Origin of the sequence: Fischerella muscicola PCC 7414 (assembly GCF_000317205.1) — a bacterium.
Lineage (GTDB): Bacteria > Cyanobacteriota > Cyanobacteriia > Cyanobacteriales > Nostocaceae > Fischerella > Fischerella muscicola.
This window is the reverse complement of the sequence record NZ_AJLK01000140.1, coordinates 1-17,953: the sequence shown is the minus strand read 5'-3', so window position 1 is coordinate 17,953 and position 17,953 is coordinate 1. Positions and strand designations below refer to the sequence as shown.

18 protein-coding genes and 1 tRNA gene are annotated in these 17,953 nt (G+C 40.9%); 14 read left to right on the top strand and 5 right to left on the bottom strand.

The features are described 5' to 3' along the window. Positions 1–341: 341 nt before the first annotated feature. Positions 342–902: a Hint domain-containing protein gene (locus UYI_RS33200; protein WP_016868909.1), complete on the bottom strand. Its 561-nt coding sequence runs from the start codon at positions 900–902 to the stop codon at positions 342–344. Between the two features lie 299 nt (positions 903–1,201). On the opposite strand from UYI_RS33200, the gene UYI_RS0122360 reads away from it, so the two are divergent. The 4 genes from UYI_RS0122360 to UYI_RS0122345 all read left to right on the top strand — a co-directional run bounded on the left by UYI_RS0122360 (position 1,202) and on the right by UYI_RS0122345 (position 2,565). Then, positions 1,202–1,438 carry a DNA-directed RNA polymerase subunit omega gene (locus UYI_RS0122360; RefSeq protein WP_009456735.1) on the top strand — a complete coding sequence of 79 codons (237 nt, stop codon included), beginning with the start codon at positions 1,202–1,204 and terminating at the stop codon, positions 1,436–1,438. A gap of 31 nt (positions 1,439–1,469) precedes the next feature. Further along, complete coding sequence (locus UYI_RS0122355) at positions 1,470–1,976, top strand: hypothetical protein (RefSeq protein ID WP_026086113.1); 507 nt, start codon at positions 1,470–1,472, stop codon at positions 1,974–1,976. A 67-nt stretch (positions 1,977–2,043) separates the two neighbouring features. Next, positions 2,044–2,409: a DUF1818 family protein gene (locus UYI_RS0122350; protein WP_016868907.1), complete on the top strand. Its 366-nt coding sequence runs from the start codon at positions 2,044–2,046 to the stop codon at positions 2,407–2,409. 82 nt (positions 2,410–2,491) lie between these two features. Beyond that, a tRNA-Pro gene (locus tag UYI_RS0122345) sits at positions 2,492–2,565 on the top strand. Positions 2,566–2,924: 359 nt separating this feature from the next. On the opposite strand, the gene UYI_RS0122340 is transcribed toward UYI_RS0122345, so the two are convergent. Then, positions 2,925–3,803, bottom strand: a complete 879-nt coding sequence (locus UYI_RS0122340; protein WP_016868906.1) for a hypothetical protein — start codon at positions 3,801–3,803, stop codon at positions 2,925–2,927. A 534-nt stretch (positions 3,804–4,337) separates the two neighbouring features. Between UYI_RS0122340 and UYI_RS35130 the strand changes: the two genes are divergently transcribed. From UYI_RS35130 to UYI_RS33180, 5 genes are all read left to right on the top strand, one after another. Then, positions 4,338–5,483 carry a PDDEXK family nuclease gene (locus UYI_RS35130; RefSeq protein ID WP_190806365.1) on the top strand — a complete coding sequence of 382 codons (1,146 nt, stop codon included), beginning with the start codon at positions 4,338–4,340 and terminating at the stop codon, positions 5,481–5,483. 5 nt (positions 5,484–5,488) lie between these two features. After that, a complete protein-coding gene (locus UYI_RS33190; RefSeq protein ID WP_102204955.1) occupies positions 5,489–5,893 on the top strand; it encodes an RAMP superfamily CRISPR-associated protein in 405 nt (134 codons plus the stop codon). Continuing rightward, on the top strand, positions 5,890–7,515 hold the full coding sequence (locus UYI_RS0122320) for an RAMP superfamily CRISPR-associated protein (protein ID WP_016868902.1): 1,626 nt from the start codon (positions 5,890–5,892) through the stop codon (positions 7,513–7,515). The genes UYI_RS33190 and UYI_RS0122320 overlap by 4 nt, the downstream gene beginning before the upstream one ends. After that, a complete protein-coding gene (locus UYI_RS33185; RefSeq protein WP_016868901.1) occupies positions 7,515–8,594 on the top strand; it encodes an RAMP superfamily CRISPR-associated protein in 1,080 nt (359 codons plus the stop codon). The genes UYI_RS0122320 and UYI_RS33185 overlap by 1 nt, the downstream gene beginning before the upstream one ends. Positions 8,595–8,822: 228 nt before the next feature. Next, entirely contained in the window at positions 8,823–9,971 is a 1,149-nt protein-coding gene (locus UYI_RS33180) for a TIGR03986 family type III CRISPR-associated RAMP protein (RefSeq protein ID WP_081589253.1), read from the top strand. Positions 9,972–10,360: 389 nt separating this feature from the next. On the opposite strand, the gene UYI_RS39145 is transcribed toward UYI_RS33180, so the two are convergent. Next, the gene (locus UYI_RS39145; RefSeq protein WP_180977193.1) at positions 10,361–10,504 is read right to left on the bottom strand and encodes a hypothetical protein; all 144 of its coding nucleotides are present in this window, start codon (positions 10,502–10,504) and stop codon (positions 10,361–10,363) included. Here UYI_RS39145 and UYI_RS39140 point away from each other — a divergent pair. Further along, positions 10,504–10,593, top strand: coding sequence for a hypothetical protein (locus tag UYI_RS39140; RefSeq protein WP_235147996.1), 90 nt, complete (start codon positions 10,504–10,506; stop codon positions 10,591–10,593). The two genes, UYI_RS39145 and UYI_RS39140, sit on opposite strands and share 1 nt — an antisense overlap. A 76-nt stretch (positions 10,594–10,669) precedes the next feature. Here UYI_RS39140 and UYI_RS0122305 read toward each other — a convergent pair whose 3' ends face one another. After that, positions 10,670–13,534 (bottom strand): cation-translocating P-type ATPase, encoded by a 2,865-nt coding sequence (locus UYI_RS0122305; RefSeq protein WP_016868899.1) that lies wholly within the window; start codon positions 13,532–13,534, stop codon positions 10,670–10,672. A 503-nt stretch (positions 13,535–14,037) separates the two neighbouring features. On the opposite strand from UYI_RS0122305, the gene UYI_RS0122295 reads away from it, so the two are divergent. After that, positions 14,038–15,210: a DNA polymerase III subunit delta gene (locus tag UYI_RS0122295; RefSeq protein WP_016868897.1), complete on the top strand. Its 1,173-nt coding sequence runs from the start codon at positions 14,038–14,040 to the stop codon at positions 15,208–15,210. On the opposite strand, the gene UYI_RS37750 is transcribed toward UYI_RS0122295, so the two are convergent. Further along, positions 15,207–15,416, bottom strand: coding sequence for a hypothetical protein (locus tag UYI_RS37750; protein WP_016868896.1), 210 nt, complete (start codon positions 15,414–15,416; stop codon positions 15,207–15,209). The two genes, UYI_RS0122295 and UYI_RS37750, sit on opposite strands and share 4 nt — an antisense overlap. Before the next feature lie 236 nt (positions 15,417–15,652). On the opposite strand from UYI_RS37750, the gene UYI_RS35115 reads away from it, so the two are divergent. From UYI_RS35115 to UYI_RS0122275, 3 genes are all read left to right on the top strand, one after another. Then, a complete protein-coding gene (locus UYI_RS35115) occupies positions 15,653–15,799 on the top strand; it encodes a DUF454 family protein (RefSeq protein ID WP_016868895.1) in 147 nt (48 codons plus the stop codon). Between the two features lie 202 nt (positions 15,800–16,001). After that, positions 16,002–17,126, top strand: coding sequence for a Get3/ArsA fold putative tail anchor-mediating ATPase NosAFP (locus UYI_RS0122280; protein WP_016868894.1), 1,125 nt, complete (start codon positions 16,002–16,004; stop codon positions 17,124–17,126). 118 nt (positions 17,127–17,244) lie between these two features. After that, on the top strand, positions 17,245–17,457 hold the full coding sequence (locus UYI_RS0122275) for a hypothetical protein (protein ID WP_016868893.1): 213 nt from the start codon (positions 17,245–17,247) through the stop codon (positions 17,455–17,457). Positions 17,458–17,953 lie beyond the last annotated feature (496 nt).

The following is a 17,953-nucleotide window of genomic DNA, read 5'->3' as shown; positions in this document are numbered from 1 at the left end:
ATCTGAAAATAAGTGTAAAACTTATAATATATCGAGTTTATCCAAAGGAAATATCTAAAGTCAAATAGCTGATATATACAAAAAACGAATTTAGTTGATTACATTAAAAATACCGCCATGATTACAAAATCACGACGGTAAGCACAATGCCTTTGTTAGGGTCATAGACCACATTTATTATGCTAATTTCTAAAAGATTATTTATCTATCTATTGACTAATAAAAATATTAAATAATTCTGTACTTTTGAATACAAACTAATTTGGAAGATAAGGATTCAGCAATTTCTGATTACACTAAATTAGCTGAAAATCAATGATTTTGGTCAATTTGTAAAGGATTCAGTGTCCTCCATACCTCGCTCCGCCATAACCACCGCCGCCGCCACCGCCACCACCTCCACCTCCTTTGTTATGCACTAAAATGCCATCTGCGTAAAAATTGTGATTTGGGCTGACGGAGATGAGGTTGTAGACAGTAATAGGTTTATTGACATATTCCAGACTAGAAATAACAGGGTGAGATTCTTCTCCAACTAGCTGATCACCAGGTTTAAGTTTTTGCGCCTTTACCACCTTAACTCCCGTAGAAGTTTTGATATAGAAAGGATGGCTTTCTGTAACTTTGATTTTGTCATTAATTAAAAAATAACCAGGAGAAGATAAAACCTGAATTTCACCAATATTTCCTTCTTCAGGGTGCTGGGTTGTAAAGTTATAACCAATAATGCGATCGCTCTGATCTAGTTGCTCAATTGGTTTATAACCCTCGGTTGTCAAAATAGCAGTTCCCCTTGCAAAACAACCTCCACGCGCAGCAGCAACATCAGTGACACAAAAAGAAAATAATAAAATAATCAAACCAATCCAAAATATTTGAGTCAGTTTGCTGATATTTTTCATAGATGTATGGCTATACTTGGTTGCTTAGACCTCAGAAAGTATAAAGTAGTTCATTAGAAATCTTGCAAAATTTTAGTTTTGCAAGAGACTCCATGAATATAATTCACAACGAGGGTATGAAAATTTCATCTGCTTGCATCCTTACACCCTTATACCCCTACACCCATTTTCAAGGCAGTTTCGGTAAAGGTGAAAGGATTTTTAATCTCTTTAACCTTTTCCCCGACTTCTACAAGAAGTCTAATCAATGGCAAATGACAATACTGCTAAACTAAAAAAGACCCAAAGAACCAGTAAATATGCTAAAGCGTTCTAAGTTCGAGACAACCCAAACCCAAATTATGCATCGTGCGGAAGATTTGATTAGTGCAGCTTCAAATCGCTACCGTATTACGGTTCAGGTGGCAAATCGCGCTAAGCGTCGGCGTTATGAAGACTTCGAGAGTAATGATGATGTGATGATGAAGCCAGTGCTGAGGGCAATCATTGAAATGTCAGACGAACTGACTCAACCAGAAATTATCGGAGAAGTATAGATAAATTAATTTTAATAAGGTGCGGTGTACTATGCTCAAGCTTTGGCGGGCATTCTCTACTCCCCACTTTTTCAGGGGGGTGGGGTGTATGTTAATGTTAGGTGTGTTTTGGTTTGGCTTAGAACAAAACCAATCTATCCATACTAATTTACTCTCCACCTCACCTGCCTATGCCCAAAGAGTCCCATCAACTGATGTTTGGCAGCAGGTGTACAAACAACTGCCTGATTTACCAAAAGAAAACCAATACATCAGCAAACAAACAGGGAAAGTCGCCGAAAGCAATACTCTAGTTAGCCGCATGATTCAGTATCACGTCTATGTTAAGGGGCGTGCGCCAAATTATCGGCTAGATTGGAAATTGACTTTGGCTGATTACCTGGATGCAAATGAAGTAATGTATGAATCATCGTATCCAGGTAAGGATACTTTACGACAAAATCCCTTTGCAAGCGATCGCGCTGCCATTCGCCGCCTCACCCGCCAGCAACGAAATGCTTTAGTGCAAGCATTAGTTAATGCTTTTAGTCAAAATTAGTTAGTGGTTGTTTTTTGTTTGTTGTTTGGAACAACCAACAATCAACAACCAACAACCAACATAAGTTATGGAACGTCTCATCAAAAGTGGATCTGGTTGGCGTATCGGTTGGAACCCATCTGCGCCAGAATTTAAGGGTTTGGTGGGTACAGATGATTGGGCAATAGAATTAACAGAAGCAGAATTAAATGATTTTTGTCGGCTACTGTTGCAGTTAGCAGATACAATGCAGCAGCTGACGTCAGAATTAATGGATGAAGAAAAAATTGCCTGCGAAGCCGAAAGTGATTTGTTATGGATGGAAGTAGAAGGTTATCCCCGCGCCTACAGTCTGCGTTTTATCCTCAACACAAATCGTTGTGCAGAAGGGAAGTGGAGTGCTGCGGCTGTTCCGGGTTTATTGCAAGCTGCGGGAATGCTAAAAGTTTTTTGAGTAGACTGATTGATTTTTCCAGGTCTGATTGCTATAATTAGGAGGTTGACTAAAACAATTCCAGATTGTGAATTGTTGTGTCCGGGGCGTAGCGCAGCTTGGTAGCGCGCCACTTTGGGGTAGTGGAGGTCGTGGGTTCAAATCCCGCCGCTCCGATTGAAGAAAGCTTACTCTAAGCAAGCTTCAATCATTCTCCTAATTTAGCAGACAAGGTAAAGAAGTACCATTTTCAGCCTTTAATTGGTATGAAAGTGGTATGCCTGGAATATGTTCCCAATGATCAGCACGCTTCACAGACTAAAATTTGAAGCGCTTCATCTGTCGTGTTCGTCAGCGTGTGGAAGGTGCTTTTCACAAAATTCAAAACACTGGTCACAATCCCGAACAGTTATTTTGATTCATAAAATTATTAATTACAAAAAAAATAGTCAAAAATAGTTGAAACGAAAATACTTTGCTGTACTTTCTACAACAGTAAGATCACAAAAAGTTGGGCACTTCCTGCCATCACATCACTACAAAACTCCAGCCTCAGTGAATGCCATTATCAACGCATCAACCAGTTTCAACCGTTCCGCCCACTCGGTAAGATAGTCGTAGTCGAGATTTTCGGCTTGGAGTTTAATTATCCCCAGTACGTCACGCCACTGTTTTTCCGATTGGCTTCCCCTTCCCCAATGCAGTTTTTGCAGCACCAAGTCTTCAGGTGAGATTACCCAAAAGGCGGGCATTCCCTCAACATCAAGTAACTGCCGCCGCGCCATTTGCGATGCTGCAAACGGTGAATTGTCCGTCACGTATAGGTCAGCGTTGGCGATCGTTTCCGTGTGCGTGATATTGAGCATTCTTTCTCGCCCCAGCTTCAGATCCTCAACCGCCCCGCCGGGACAGTAGTAACCTGCTGCTTCTAAAGTCGTCACCAATAGGTCAATTTGACTCACGTGCGCCTTTATTACCAAGTCTAAATCCCGTGTTGAACGGGCTTCCCCATGAATCGAACTAGCGACGCCGCCACTGACGTAGTAGGGGATATTAACCGACTCCAAGAAGGAGTGGAGTTCGCCAGCAAGCGCAATAGAGTCTTGAATCCAAATTGTTTCATCACCTCCTTTGGGTTGGAAACTGGGATCGTATTTCTCCCCCAGCACCGCACGGGCGAAGTGCAGGCGGATTTCTTCAAAAGTCGCACCTCGATGCCGCATTTTTACCCCTGCAAGGCAGAGTTTCTTTACCCCCCGGTTGTGGGTGGCGAACATCTCTACCCTTTGTTTGAGCGATAGTTGGCGCAATCGACCAAACATGTAGATATCAGCTTCGATGCTGGTGTCGGATGCTTGGGGGCGGTAGTTCGGTTTTGCGTTCGTCCACAAGGATGCACCGTAAGCGTTTTTCATAGGGACAACTCATAGAAAATGATAAACCCAAGCATCTAATTGAACTAGATGTTTTTATTTATTACCTAATTTAAATTAAGTTCAAATTCTACTCATTTATATACAATTTTTGTAGTAATTATACAAAGATGACTGTGAATTAACATGTAGGGATTGCTTCCCTTCATAAGTGGGAGTTTCTAGGTAGCGTTCCATCAGCGTTGCGCTGCGAGGCAATATCTAAACTGATCGAAAGTCCTTTATCACTATAGAGCCAACATAACAATGCCCAAAGCCGCATGGCGCGAGTGAGATTATGACTTTGGCCTAGAGAGCCATTGGCTAGCTGTTGTAAAAGTTTGGGGTGCGGAGGGTTGGTGAAGAGTGCATTCACGGTCAGTTAAGATGTCTCAGGTGTACTTTCCAAGGTAGCAGTTATTCGGAAGGGGGTATTTCCGATGCTGTGTAATACTGGGTATGGCATTTTTGAAAAACGGATACATTCTCCCTGTGAGTACGTCTGAGTTTGACAAGTATAAAGTAGATCATCTGTTTTTGCTGATTGGTGAAAATCCTCTGCCCAACTATGTTGCAGCAAAGCTGTTGTTGAATGATGGTGGAACTGCATATTTAGTACACACAGCGGATACAGTAGAACAGGCAAAGCGGCTGCAAAATATTCTCAAAAGTGAGTCAAATAGTTCTAAAGATGTAGAATTGCGATCGCTCAATGATTATGAGTCTGATGCTTATCACATCCAAACGGAAATTAGAGAAAAGCTAGAAAGCATTAAAAGCGGAAAAATAGGGCTAAATTATACAGGCGGAACAAAGGCGATGTCCACCCACGCCTACCGAACATTGTTTTACGAAGAAATTAAAGATAAAACATATAAAGATAAAACATACAAGAAGCGTGAAGGTATTACTTTTAGCTATCTCGACGCTCGCAAATTAGAGATGTGCATCGATAGAGAAGATAATGAGCGCATCCGCTTAAAAATCAAACCAGATATATTACCTGTCAAACTTGTAAAAATCTTCCAGCTTCATGGTTTGGAGTTAGATCCAAAGCCTATACAGCAAGCGCAATTACCGAATTTAGCTATAGAACTGGCCAATGTTTTTCAAGAAGAGGCTAAACAAAAACAGTGGTTTGATTGGTATCAAAATATATTTTGTCAAGAAGCACGTAAGAAGAAACAAAACGGTAGTTGGGGAGAGTGGAAAAGTGAAACATCTTTGAAAGAAGTATCAACATGTTTGGAAAAATTACCGAAAGAAATAGTTGCAGCCTTTAATCAAGAAAGCTTTGTTACAAGTGATAGTCAACTTTCTTTACAAGAAGTCCAGAAAACGGAGATTTTTAAAAAACTCAAACATTTTTGCGAGTGGCTAGACGGTTTATGGCTAGAACATTATGTGTTAGAGCAAGTCAATCATATTGTTCATAGTCACTTGGTAACAGACTACGGACTTAATTTTGAAATTCCTCTTAAGGATACTGAAGATGGATTTCAGTTTGACATTGCGTTTACCCGTGGTTATCAACTTTTTGCTATTTCTTGTACAACGAGTAATGACAGAAAGTTATGCAAGAGTAAGCTTTTTGAAGCATATATTAGAGCGAAACAAATGGGAGGTGATGAAGCTAGAGTAGCACTCTTTTCGGTACACCCGGCAGTACTTTGGGAACAATAGCAGCAATGCACGTAGGAGATGCTTGCTTACCAGATGATTTACGGGAAGCTGTTGCTTGGCAAATTCAAGACAAAACATTGACAAGGGAGGAAGTTCTGGAATCTCTTACTACTATCCGTCGCCAAACTGCGATTGATTCCCAAACTGGTACGGCGGACAAAGGAAGTTTACGTTCTTTCAGAGTAGTTATACGCCAGCTTGAATTCAAAGCTGATTTACTGTTTGAAACTCAACCTAGTGATGAAATGCTGTCAATTTTAGCAGTGGGGGTACTAGCACTTCGGCGTGTAGGAAGTGGACGCAATCGAGGTCGAGGATATGTGCGATGTACACTACATAATCATCCAGGAGAAGAAATTACACAACGGTATGTAAGCCTTTTTGGTCAAATTCAGGAGAAAGTTGCATGAAGATAATTACTTTTTCATTGCATACTCAACAACCACTGCTTGCTACTTCATTTCAAGGCGACCCAAATTCTGATGTGTCTTATAGTTTTATTCCCGGTAGCATGATTCGGGGTGCGATAATTGGTCGCTATATGAAGCAGCATCAATTATCAGAGCTTGATTTGAGCAATGATACAGTCAAACACCTATTTTTTGATGCTAAAAGCACGCGCTATCTAAATGCATATTTGCTAAGTCAGCAAGGGAAACGGACGCTACCTGTACCCCGTTCTTGGTTTAAGGATAAGGATGCAGAATTAACAGATGATTCAACGATATGGGTTTATGATTTCAGTCTTTATAGAGGGGATGATCTAGAAAACCCCAAGTTTGTGGGTGAATACTTTTGCACAGAAGAAGGTGGCTGTGTCAGATTTTACAAAGAAAAACGGCGGATTAACATTCACAATCAACGCGATCGCAAACAAGGACACTCTACTCAAATTAAACGCGACCCTCAAACCAAGCAACTCAAAGGTGAAGGGGAAATTTTTCGCTACGAAGCAATTGATGCTGGACAAACGTTTCAAGCTGTCATCCTCTGCCAAGAAGCAGATGCAGACTTTCTGAAAAAATTACTCCATAAATCACAAGATATTTGGTTAGGTGGTTCTCAAAGTGCAGGTTACGGACATACAAAAATTTCTGAGATAAATTGTCACGACGCTTGGGATGAAGTAAGTATTCCAATTGAAGACCGTATTGATAGGGACAGTTTTACAATTACGCTGCTAAGTGACATAATTTTACGTGATGAGTGGGGGCAATATGCCGTAATTCCTCCGTCAGCACTACATCAAGTCCCAGTACCATTAATAAAAGAACTAAAAAAATTTTTAGGTGTAGAACTACAGCCAAAAATAAGTTTTACTAATAACACTTTAGTAGGTGGATTTAATCGTAAATGGGGACTTCCTCTACCTCAAGTCCCAGCATTTACAGCAGGAAGCGTATTTGTTTTTGAGAATATTTCCTTAAATCTAGAGCAGATTCAACAACTGGAAATTCAAGGTATTGGAGAACGAAGAGTAGAAGGTTTTGGCAGAGTAGTTGTGAATTGGTTAGAAGAAACCCATTTCCAGGTATATCCAAAACCAACTAAATTAACTAGTCAGCCGACATTAAAACAAGAACCATCACGTACTTTAGCAGCACACATGGCTGAGAGACTACTACACCAAAAACTAGAAGAATTATTGCAAAAACAAATTGGACGTTTAGCAATACAAGGTAATATTAGCAATAGTCAACTATCACGCTTGCAATTAGTAGCAAGACAGGCACTAACAACTGGTGACTGTGATTTGTTACTGTCACTTTTAGATAATTTACCAGCTAATGCCAGAGGTCAATTTGAAAGAGCAAAAATAGGTGCAGACAAAGATTCTCTGAAGCAAAAGCTCGATGAATGGCTGCGTAACCCTATGTCTTGGATTAGCAATCCACAGGATTTAGCAGTCAGGGTTGCTGAGATAGAGCGAAGTATTACAGATGAATTTGCAAGAAACAACAAGCTGGTTGAAAAATATACCCTGCGTCTAATTATGGCTGTGGCTAAAAAGGCAATGAAGGAGGAAAGTTGATGAGTAGCGATCGCCTCAAAAATCGTAATCAACGCCACATAATCGAACGCATTATAGTAAAAGGCACTTTGGTTTTAAATACTCCAAGTTGTTTAGGAAGCGGTGATGTTGATGGTGATACTGATTTAGTTTTGTTGCGAGACAGTAGAGAAGATAAAGCTTTACTGATGGGTTCATCTATTGCCGGAGCGTTACGGAACTATTTGCGAGAGTATCAAAATGGTTATAGTGCTACAGAAGAATTGCTCTTATTTGGCTGTCTGCGTAGTGATGAAGAGGGTGAGCAAAGTCCTCTAATAGTAAATGATGCACTCAGCAATGAAAATATCAAAGCAGAACTGCGAGACGGTGTCAAGATTAATAGCGTTACTAGGACAGCCGAACCTGGCGCAAAATATGACTTAGAGTTACTAGAAGCTGGAACAAAGTTTGACCTTTATTTTGAATTGTTGATTGACGCGGAAAATAATAAGAAGCAATTAGTTAGAGAACTAGCAATTGTTCTCAAAGGGCTAGAACATGGTGAAATTAGTATCGGAACGAAAAAGCGGCGGGGGTTTGGTCGCACTCATGTAGAAGAATGGCAAGTTTGGGAATTTGATATGACCAACCCCAATCAACGTCTCCAATGGTTAACTCTAGATCGTGATTGGGCAGAATCCTACACAAAATCACCCAATATAAGTAAATCAATTGAAACAGCACTCCAAGTCCAACTGGATGCAAAAGATAAACGCGATCGCCTAACCATCGAAGCTAAATTCATCCTCGCAAGTCCCCTGTTAATTCGTTCTGGTCAAGCTTCCACCGATAAAGCACCTGATGTCGTTCATTTGAAATCTAGACGCGACGAGGAACTGAAACCAATTTTATCCGGTACAGCTTTAACAGGAGCCTTGCGTCACCGCGCAGAAAAGATTATTAACACTTTGACACAAGGTAAAAAACAACTTTTTACTGAACAAATCGTTAATGAGATATTTGGTTTTGTAAAGGATAAAAACCAAATATTAGAATCAACTAATAATGAGCAGAAAAAAAAAGCAAAGGCTAGCCGCTTAACTGTCGAAGCCTTATAGAAATTATTAGCTTTAGTAAAATTACAAAAGTTACAAATAAAAAGCCTTTTTATCTTTCTTTGGGAGATAAAGCACTTCAAGAAATTTATTCATCTAATTTTATTGAATAGTCAGAAGAAATACATCTGAATAATCTAGGTACGAAAATTCCCTGTTACCGCTCTAAAGTTCGTGCTGGATTTATACAAAAAATAAATAATAATGATTATGTAATAGAAGAATGTGGTTATGGACGTATTGATAGAAATGATATTCGTTATATTTCTAATCAACCACGTCAAGCACTCTATATTGGTAAAAAACCAGGAAGTAACCCAAATTGGAAATATCAGCACCAACATATATATGTTGATATTGATGCTGAAGTTTAATGATGCTACTTGTACACACCTTGGAAACGTTTGGCATCAAGAAAATTTTGAGAAAACCTTAATCCCTAAAATATTAGGTAGTCCAAAACTCACAACTTTTCAACACTATTTAGTTCAAACTAGCACCGATAGAAAACAACTTAAGCATTATTCTCCTCAATCGGATGATGAAAAAACTGTTATTCGAGGACATAAACTTTACTGGCATCAAGGAAGTAAACCCGATATTCAATATTCAAACTCGAATGAAGCTTCAGGTACTCAAACTACTCAAATTAAACCAATAAAATCGGATGTTCATTTTACATTTACCATCAACTTTGAAAACTTGAGTGATGTAGAGCTAGGTGCGTTGTTGTGGGTACTAAGTATTTCAAGCGATAAAACACAAGCATTTGGCATTGGCAAACAAGGTGAAGAGTACTGCCTTTCTCTAGGTATGGGTAAACCTTTAGGGATGGGTGCAGTTAAAATTGAGCCGGAGCTATATTTGAGCGATCGCAATACACGCTACCAAAAATTATTTGATGGAAATCACTGGAATGAAGCCGAAACATCAGCCAGCGACGAACAGCAGATTAGTTTCATCAAGGCTTTTGAGAAATATGTAATTGATAATATCAGCAACGAGGATAAACCAAAAGAAGGAGAACTAAACAGCCTAAAAGATTTACCACGTATTGAAATGCTTTATTGCTTGCTGCGTTGGAATTCTCCACTAAAAGCAGAAGATACTCGATATATGACTATTAAGCCTACTAACGAGTATAGAGAGCGTCCTGTTTTGCCAACTCCATTGCAGATAATGAACATCACAGATAATCGTAAATTACCAACCTCCTCAGCTTCATCACCAGAAAATACCCCAACAAAAAAGTTTGAAAAACCAATAATAAAACCCAAGAACAATAATAGAGATTCTAGACCCAACAATAATCGATATAACTCAGGGGATGGGAATAGTTCTAATCCTGCTATACAAAGACCATTACCACCCAAAAAATAAATATTACCCAACTCTCATACACCCTCACTACCTTCCCCCACGCAACTTTCAACGCGAAACCATCCTTAAAATCCTTCAACGTTATCCGCCAAATCTGACTTCTTCCCAAATAACAAAGAAATTCTCAACCAACTATCGTGACTAAAACTCGCATCATTACGTTATTCAACCAGTCAGGGGGCGTTGCCAAAACAACTTTGACCGGAAAACTAGCCAAAATAGCCAAAAGAGTAAATCAATATGGACTTTTGAGTTTAGAAGATGCTCCCGACTGCTCAAGCTCTACTTCCAGATGCTTGACATTATGACCCCTATGCCCTTGCGACAATTTGGGCTTTGTTTGAAGTGGATTGATACCTGAGTTTTCCCGTTAAGTCTTGAAAAGCCTACTAGTAAATGATTTGAGAAACAGCACAGTAGATACGGTACAGTAATGAAAATTGGGTGCTAAAGCTGACAATCAATCCTGGACTGGTGAGAGAAGAATTTTGCGACCTTAGAACTGGGCGATCGCCGATTGAATGAGCGTGCAATGTCAATTAGGTATGCTCTGAGTCTGGGATTTGGCAAAGCACTGTCAGAAGTTTTCACTTCTTGGAACGGTACTCAACAGAGCCTATGAGTTTTTGCAAATCCAAAAGTGGAATTTTCAAGCGTGATTGAGCCGCACTGTACAAATGACGGCCCAACAAACCAATTTAGCCTCTTTGTCGACGGAAGAACCAGCGGATAAATAGCTTCTCAGCCTCAATCCATATAAAGATAATGGCACTGAAGCCAATACAAACCATTAGCTCTTGGAAGGTAATATAGTGAGTACCGAAGAAGTTTCGGAGTGGTTCGATATAAATCAGCAACAGTTGCAAGATGCTAGTTAATATTACAGAAGCAAGGATAAAGGGGTTAGAGAAGGGATTCACCTGAATGAATAAACGAGTGTTGGAACGAATAGCAAGTGCATGTCCCATTTGAGCGAGACACAGGGTAGTGAACACCATTGTCTTCCAACGGTCTGGGTCAAGTGTTCCGCCTGCGGTGTTCTGCCCAGTAAAGTTGTATGCCCATGTCATCATTAAGATGGTGACGATGGCTAGGACACAACCAATGCGAATCATATAAGCTCCCAAGCCTCGAGCAAAGATGTTTTCTTTGGGGTCTTTGGGTGGCTGCTGCATGACAATTGGTCTACCTGGTTCCACTGCTAAAGCTAAGGCAGGAACACCATCCGTCACTAGGTTCATCCAGAGAATTTGTAATGGTGACATCGGCACACCACCTAATCCTAATAGGGGCGCAGCAGCAATAGTTAGTACTTCGCCAATGTTACTGCCTAAAATGTAACGGATGAAGCGGCGAATGTTGATGTAAACAACACGCCCTTCCTCTACGGCTGATACGATGGTGGCAAAGTTATCGTCTAAAAGCACCATATCGCTGGCTTCTTTACTGACGTCTGTACCTGTAATTCCCATTGCCACGCCTATATCTGCCTGCTTTAATGCGGGAGCATCATTGACTCCGTCTCCTGTCATTGCCACTACGTTATTGCGGTGTTGCAGTGCTTGGACGATCCGCAGCTTATGCTCTGGTGAGACACGGGCATAGACGCTCACCCGATCAACCTCTGCCTCCAAGTCTGCCATGCTAAGTTTTTCTAGTTCTTGTCCGGTAAGACATAAGTCACCTACTTTAGCAATACCTAAGTCTTCTGCGATCGCCTGCGCTGTTAATTGGTGATCTCCTGTAATCATGACAGGGCGAATACCTGCTGCCCGGCATTTTGCTACTGCTTCTCTGACTTCAGGACGGGGTGCATCTAGCATTCCTACCAATCCTAGCCATGTCAATCCATTTTCGGAAACATCTTCAGAAGCTTCGGGCGGCAATTCTGTTAGGAGTTTACTAGCAAATCCTAAAACTCGCAGACCTCGACTGGCAAGCTGATTATTTTGCTGGAGAATTGTGCGACGCTGCTCATCTGTGATCGGTTGCCAACGATTCCCCACTTGAATATGAGTACAACGTTCTAGGGTTAACTCTGGCGACCCCTTGGTAAACATGACGTAGGGTGCAAGGTGTAAATTATTGAGTGGAGAAAGTAGTTCATTACTTCTGTGAGTCTCCACCATTACACTCATGCGCTTCCGTTCTGAGGAAAAAGGAAACTCGGCAACACGAGGGAAATAAGCCTCTTGCTCATGCTTGCGGAATCCAGCTTTACCTGCAACAGAAAGTAATGCGCCTTCTGTCGGATCTCCAAGAATTGCCCACTCACCATTTTCTTTTTGCAAAATTGCATCATTACACAGCACACAGGCAAGCATGAGTGCCAAAAGTTCTGGCTGCTGTTGAGGTGAAATCATTTTAGATGGTTGGTTTACCATACTCATCTCGTAAAATTGACCCTCAGGACTATAGCCCTCTCCTGTGATGCTGACAGAACTGCTTGGTGTATGCAGTGCCTGCACTACCATTTTGTTTTGAGTGAGCGTTCCAGTTTTGTCTGAGCAAATCGTTGTCACAGAACCAAGAGTTTCTACAGCTGGAAGTTTGCGAATCAGAGCATTACGCCTGACCATGCGCTGAGTTCCGAGTGCCAAGGTGACGGTAATTACTGCTGGTAAGCCTTCTGGAACAACGGCAACTGCCATACTCAGGGAAACTTTTACTAGTTCCTCAAACAAAGAGGGATTAAAAATAGTACCACCTACTATGACGATCGCCACCAGTATTAAGGAACCTGTTACTAAGGTGTTCCCCAATTGGCTCATGCGCTTTTGCAAGGGAGTCGGCTCAGATTCCACTGATTGGAGTGCGCTGGCAATCTTGCCTAGTTCTGTTTGCATTCCAGTTTCAGTCACTAAGACTGTTGCCCGCCCTTGAACAACTTCAGTGCCAGAGAAAACTAAGTTGATGCGATCGCCCAAGGGCGCATCTTTGGGTAACAGCACTTCTGCTTGTTTGTTGACTGCATGTGCTTCCCCTGTCAGGGCTGCTTCTCGTACTTGCAAATTCGCTGCTTCTACCAAGCGTCCATCGGCTGCTACTTTGACTCCGGCTTCTAACAGCATGATGTCTCCTGGTACCAGTTCTTTTGACTCTACTTCTATTGGCTTACCATCCCGGATGACTCGCACTTTTGATGAAGCTAGGTTTTTTAGTGCTGCCAAAGCTTTTTCAGCACCACTTTCTTGAATGTAACCTAGTACGCCATTCAAGATTACCACTACAAAAATCGCAACGGCATCCTTGGGAAACACGAACTTCCCAGCGGTAAAAGATTCGCGAATATCCAAAATTGCAGAGATGATTGCAACTGCAATCAGCATCAGCAGCATGATGTTTTTGAACTGATCCCAGAAGATTTCTAAGGGTGTACGCCCTCCTGTTTCTACCAATTCGTTAGCACCGTAATGCCGCTGTTTCTCTGTAATTTGTCTGGTTGTTAAACCAGAGGTGCGATCGCTGTTCAGCTTCAGGAGTGCTTGATCAACCTCCAAGGTATGCCAAGCCGGAGCTTCAGGCTTCGCAAAAGCTGAGTCTGATATGGTACTAGAAGACATGAATCGAAATTCCTAGTAATGCTGTTATGTCTAATTGCAATATTTAATAGTACTTATATTAGTATACAGCACTATTAAATAGTATCAAGCATAATTTTAATTAATATCACTCTTCAGTACTTTTAATGAATTGTTAATTACCAAAGTAAGCAGATACCAGTTCATACCAATTTTGGATTTTACCCAACAGGATTTTGGATTGAAAGTCTTCACTGGAAGGCTGTTCCTGTAATTTCAAACAATACTACCTATCCCAATTTGGTATCAGAAGTACCGATTTGTGAAAAATAAGATCCCTGACTTTTGCAAAAAGTCGGGAATCTGGGCAAGCTGAATTATTCGCAACTCAAATAGAATTCCTATATCTATGGAAATAAATAATAGTATCTGTAAAAGATTTAAATACTATTAAATGGTATTAGGTATAATCTAAAATTATATTTATCAATAATAACTTTTACCTTAAGCGTATAGTAATCCCTAACCCTTACTCCCAGCAAAAAATGGTCAGCAATCCTTTTGTTCCGCGATATTTAATAGGCAGGCAGGCAGAACTAGAGCAAGTCAGCACAATTCTTGCTCAGGATGGCGACCTGATGGTGGCAGGTATTCCAGGAAATGGGCGACGAGCGCTCATCTGCTGGGCTGCTCAACAGGTAGGAGCTAGGGTTTTGGAAATTGACTGTCTGCGAGCGACAAATTCTTCTCGCTTTTTGGAACTGTTGGCAGAAGGACTGCTGCAAGTATTCTCAGATCCAGCTGAATTAGAACTCATCCAAAGATGGAGTACTGAACATCCGTTGATTCTGGAACAATATTTAACGCGACGCACTCGCTTAGTATGGCACGTCCCGTCTAAGGATAACTGGATTATCCTACAAGCTCTGTTGACCCTACCGCAAGTGATGGCAGAATGGCTTGATTGCCGAGTTGTGTTAGTATTTCAAAATTTTCCTCACATCCGCTCTTGGGATCGAACTCGTAAGTGGGAAGATTATCTACGCCAGGAAGTTGAGCGGCAAAACCGTGTTAGCTATGTCCTCATTGCTACAGTTCCAGAACCCTGGGTTTATGAAAGTAATTTGCATGTTGTTACCTTAGCACCTCTGGAGCGTAAAGACCTCCAGTCTTGGATTATAGATGCGATGGCAGCAGAAGGACTCAAGTTTGAAGCAGATAGTCAAGCACTTAATATGTTTCTTAACTACGTTCAAGGTCATCTGGGGGATGCTATTGCTCTTGCCCGTCGCATTTGGCTAGACTGTCGAGCTTTTGCAACGATGAAAGATGAAGGCACTAAGAAAAATGCACCTGGAATCATAAGCTCTCAACTGCAATCATCCTCAATAGTTTATCCTTTTGAAGATGGATTAATTCAAACTCATCACGTCCACCGTAGTACTTTAAGTTTAGTGGAAGATTTATCTCTAACTTTTGAGTCCTTACTTTTACTGCTCCCACCTATTCAAGCTCGTGTTTTAGAAAGTCTAGCTCTTGACCCAACTGATAGCCCTCACTCACGGGAGTATATTGAGAAGCACCAACTTTCTAGAGGAGGAGGTCTCCAAGGGGCACTGGCTGGATTGGAACAAAAAGGACTTGTTTACGGTTCTAAATATAGCTATCGCATAGCAATGCCGCTGTTAGGATTCTGGCTGAAGCACCGTCTAGGTTAAATGATGATCAGGAAAAAGGGGATAATCGGAAACCCTACGATCGCACTCAAGCCATAGGCAAAAATGGTCAGAATGATCGAGCCAAGAATAGATATGATCAGCGATAACAAAATATTGGGAAGCAACAACGCAAGTGTATGCATTAACCGATTGAACCGTTGAGTCCAACCACCGTTTCTAGGGGCAATGCTCAAGGAAGAGTACATAAGTACCTCAAATTTTATGTTTCAAAGGAATACATTACCGTTAACATCACCTTACCACCAATTCAATGCAAGGATGATAGAATTTTTGATGAAAAATAGGTAATGGGATGAATTTTAGCTTATCGTTGCAATCAACTATTAGTATAGTAACGCACTATTAATTTTCTGAGTCAAGGAGTAATTTTTCTGCTACATTTCAATTAGTAGGAAATCGCAAGTATTTGGACAAATGAATTATGTTTAAGCAGATGAGAAATGCCGCAAGAATTGTTGTTGGCTCGATATCCGCTGTAGTCGGTGTTGTTGGGATACTTCTGCCTGTGATTCCTGGTACTCCATTTCTTCTGGTAGCTGCGGCTTGCTTTTGTACTCTAGAACCTTAAATTTTTAATTGACCAATTTTTCTCACAATTGGTCAATTTTTTCAAATTGTAGCCAATTTCATTAATTCCTCCCAAATCACAGAGAATTACTTGAATATTTATAGTTTGGGTTAATTAACTCTACCTCGTACTGGCTAGAGTTTTTCTAACACCTAACTTTCACGTGGATTCCAGTAATTCTAGGTGAAAGGTTAATATTTCAATGAGCAGAATCATTACATTTATAGGTAAAGCAGGGACAGGGCAGACAACGCTAGCAATCGCCACTGCCAAATGGTTTTCTCAACAAGGGAAAGAAGTACTGTTTGTCACTCATAACCCTAGTCCCAATGCTGAAATTTTGTTGAAAACGCCGCTGACGCATATTCCCCAGATTGTTGCTCCCAATCTCCAAGCTGTGCAGTTGCAAGCTACAACAATGCTAGATCAAACCTGGGAAGAAGTGAAGCAACTATTGTCCCTCTATATACCCATACCTGACTCTGAAGAAATCTACTCAGGAGAGTTAATTTTGCTCCCTGGATTTGACAGTCTCCTGTATTTTAATGCTATGCGCCAATACTATCAGAGTGGCGATTATGAAGTCATAGTTTATGATAGTCGAGGAGACTTAGAAACGCTGCGGATGTTAGGCATCCCAGGGATGTTGGACTGGTATTTTCAGCGTTTTGGGAAGATGTTTGAGGGATTTAGCTTACACAAAATAGCTGATTCTATTGGTGGGCCAATTGCTTCTGCGATTGTGTCAGCAAATGTGGATACTGAAAAAGTACAACAAGGTTTGGATCAAATCCGCAGTTGGATTGCTGAAGGTACTGCTGTTGTGGGAGATGCCAGCAAGCTAACATCCTACCTGGTGACTAATAATGAACCGGGAGCGATCGCTGAGACTCGATGGCTTTGGGGGAGCGCTCAGCAAATAAATCTGGTCGTTAATGGAGTTCTAGCTTATCAATACCAGGAAAGCGAAGATATCAGCGATTTACAGCAAGTCTTTGCTCCGTTGAGTGTTACTCCCATTCCAGCTTTAAAAGAGGATAATTGGAACCCTTTGCTGCAAGCCCTACCTGATTTTAACGACAATCATCAGGCTCCTTTGCCACTCAAAATAGATCTAGAATCTCGTCAATTATTTGTATTTTTACCGGGATTCACTAAAAAACAGGTTAAATTAACTCAACATGGTAATGAACTTACTGTTGAAGCAGGGGAGCAACGACGAAATATCTTTTTACCTCCAGATTTGCAAAAATTAGCTATTCAATCAGGTAAATTTGAAGAACCATATTTGATAGTTGCTTTTGAAGAGAAACAAGAACAGGGTTAGGTCATCCGATTTTGGATTGTAGATTTTGGATTGCTTACACAGATAAATTTAGAGACTTGTACCTTCCTCAGAATTATCGGATTTGAGATTTTGAATTGATTCCATAACAGGTGAACGTATGGGTTGGTTAATCACATTAGTGACAGAAGCTATAACTGAATTTATTGTTCATGTCTTGGCAGAGTGGGTTAGGTCAGTGATTGTTGAAGCGATCGCCAGCTTCATGACAGAAATAGTAGTTGGCTTGATTGCTGAATGGGTTGCAGAAGCAGTAACTGCATTAGCCACAGAGTTAGCGGCATTTGTGAGGAGGAGTCTGGCTGTCTCTTAAATGTAAAACTTTTACTTGAAGTTAGATTACCTAATGGACAACTTTGATTTTTCTACTACAACCAGTTGGATTATCATGCTAGGTTTGCTAGGGGTTTCTCTATGGCGATTTTGGAAACGCAAATCCCGAACCCCTTAAGGAAATTCGTAGCGAATTTACTTAACTCAAACCTTGCGCCAATGTCAGTAAGCCTTAAATTCCGTCCATAACTCAAGTTCAGCGGCTCATAGCTCAACTCCATTTTAATGGAGTCAACTTCTTTTTCAGTCTTCTTTAAGAAGACTTTTGCTATCAGCCTGGGGTTTGAACCCCAGGCAGGTTATTGCGACTGTATTTCTTCGTGTGTAGGGGCGTAGACGCCCTACGTTGTCCCCATCGAAGCTTTCAGGTTTCCTCTAGGATGCTGTGTGTCTACAAACTTCTCTGTGTTTTTTTCGATGCAAAGTTTTTTAAACTTTCAGTTTGATCAGCATAAGGAGGGATGGTCATGGATGCT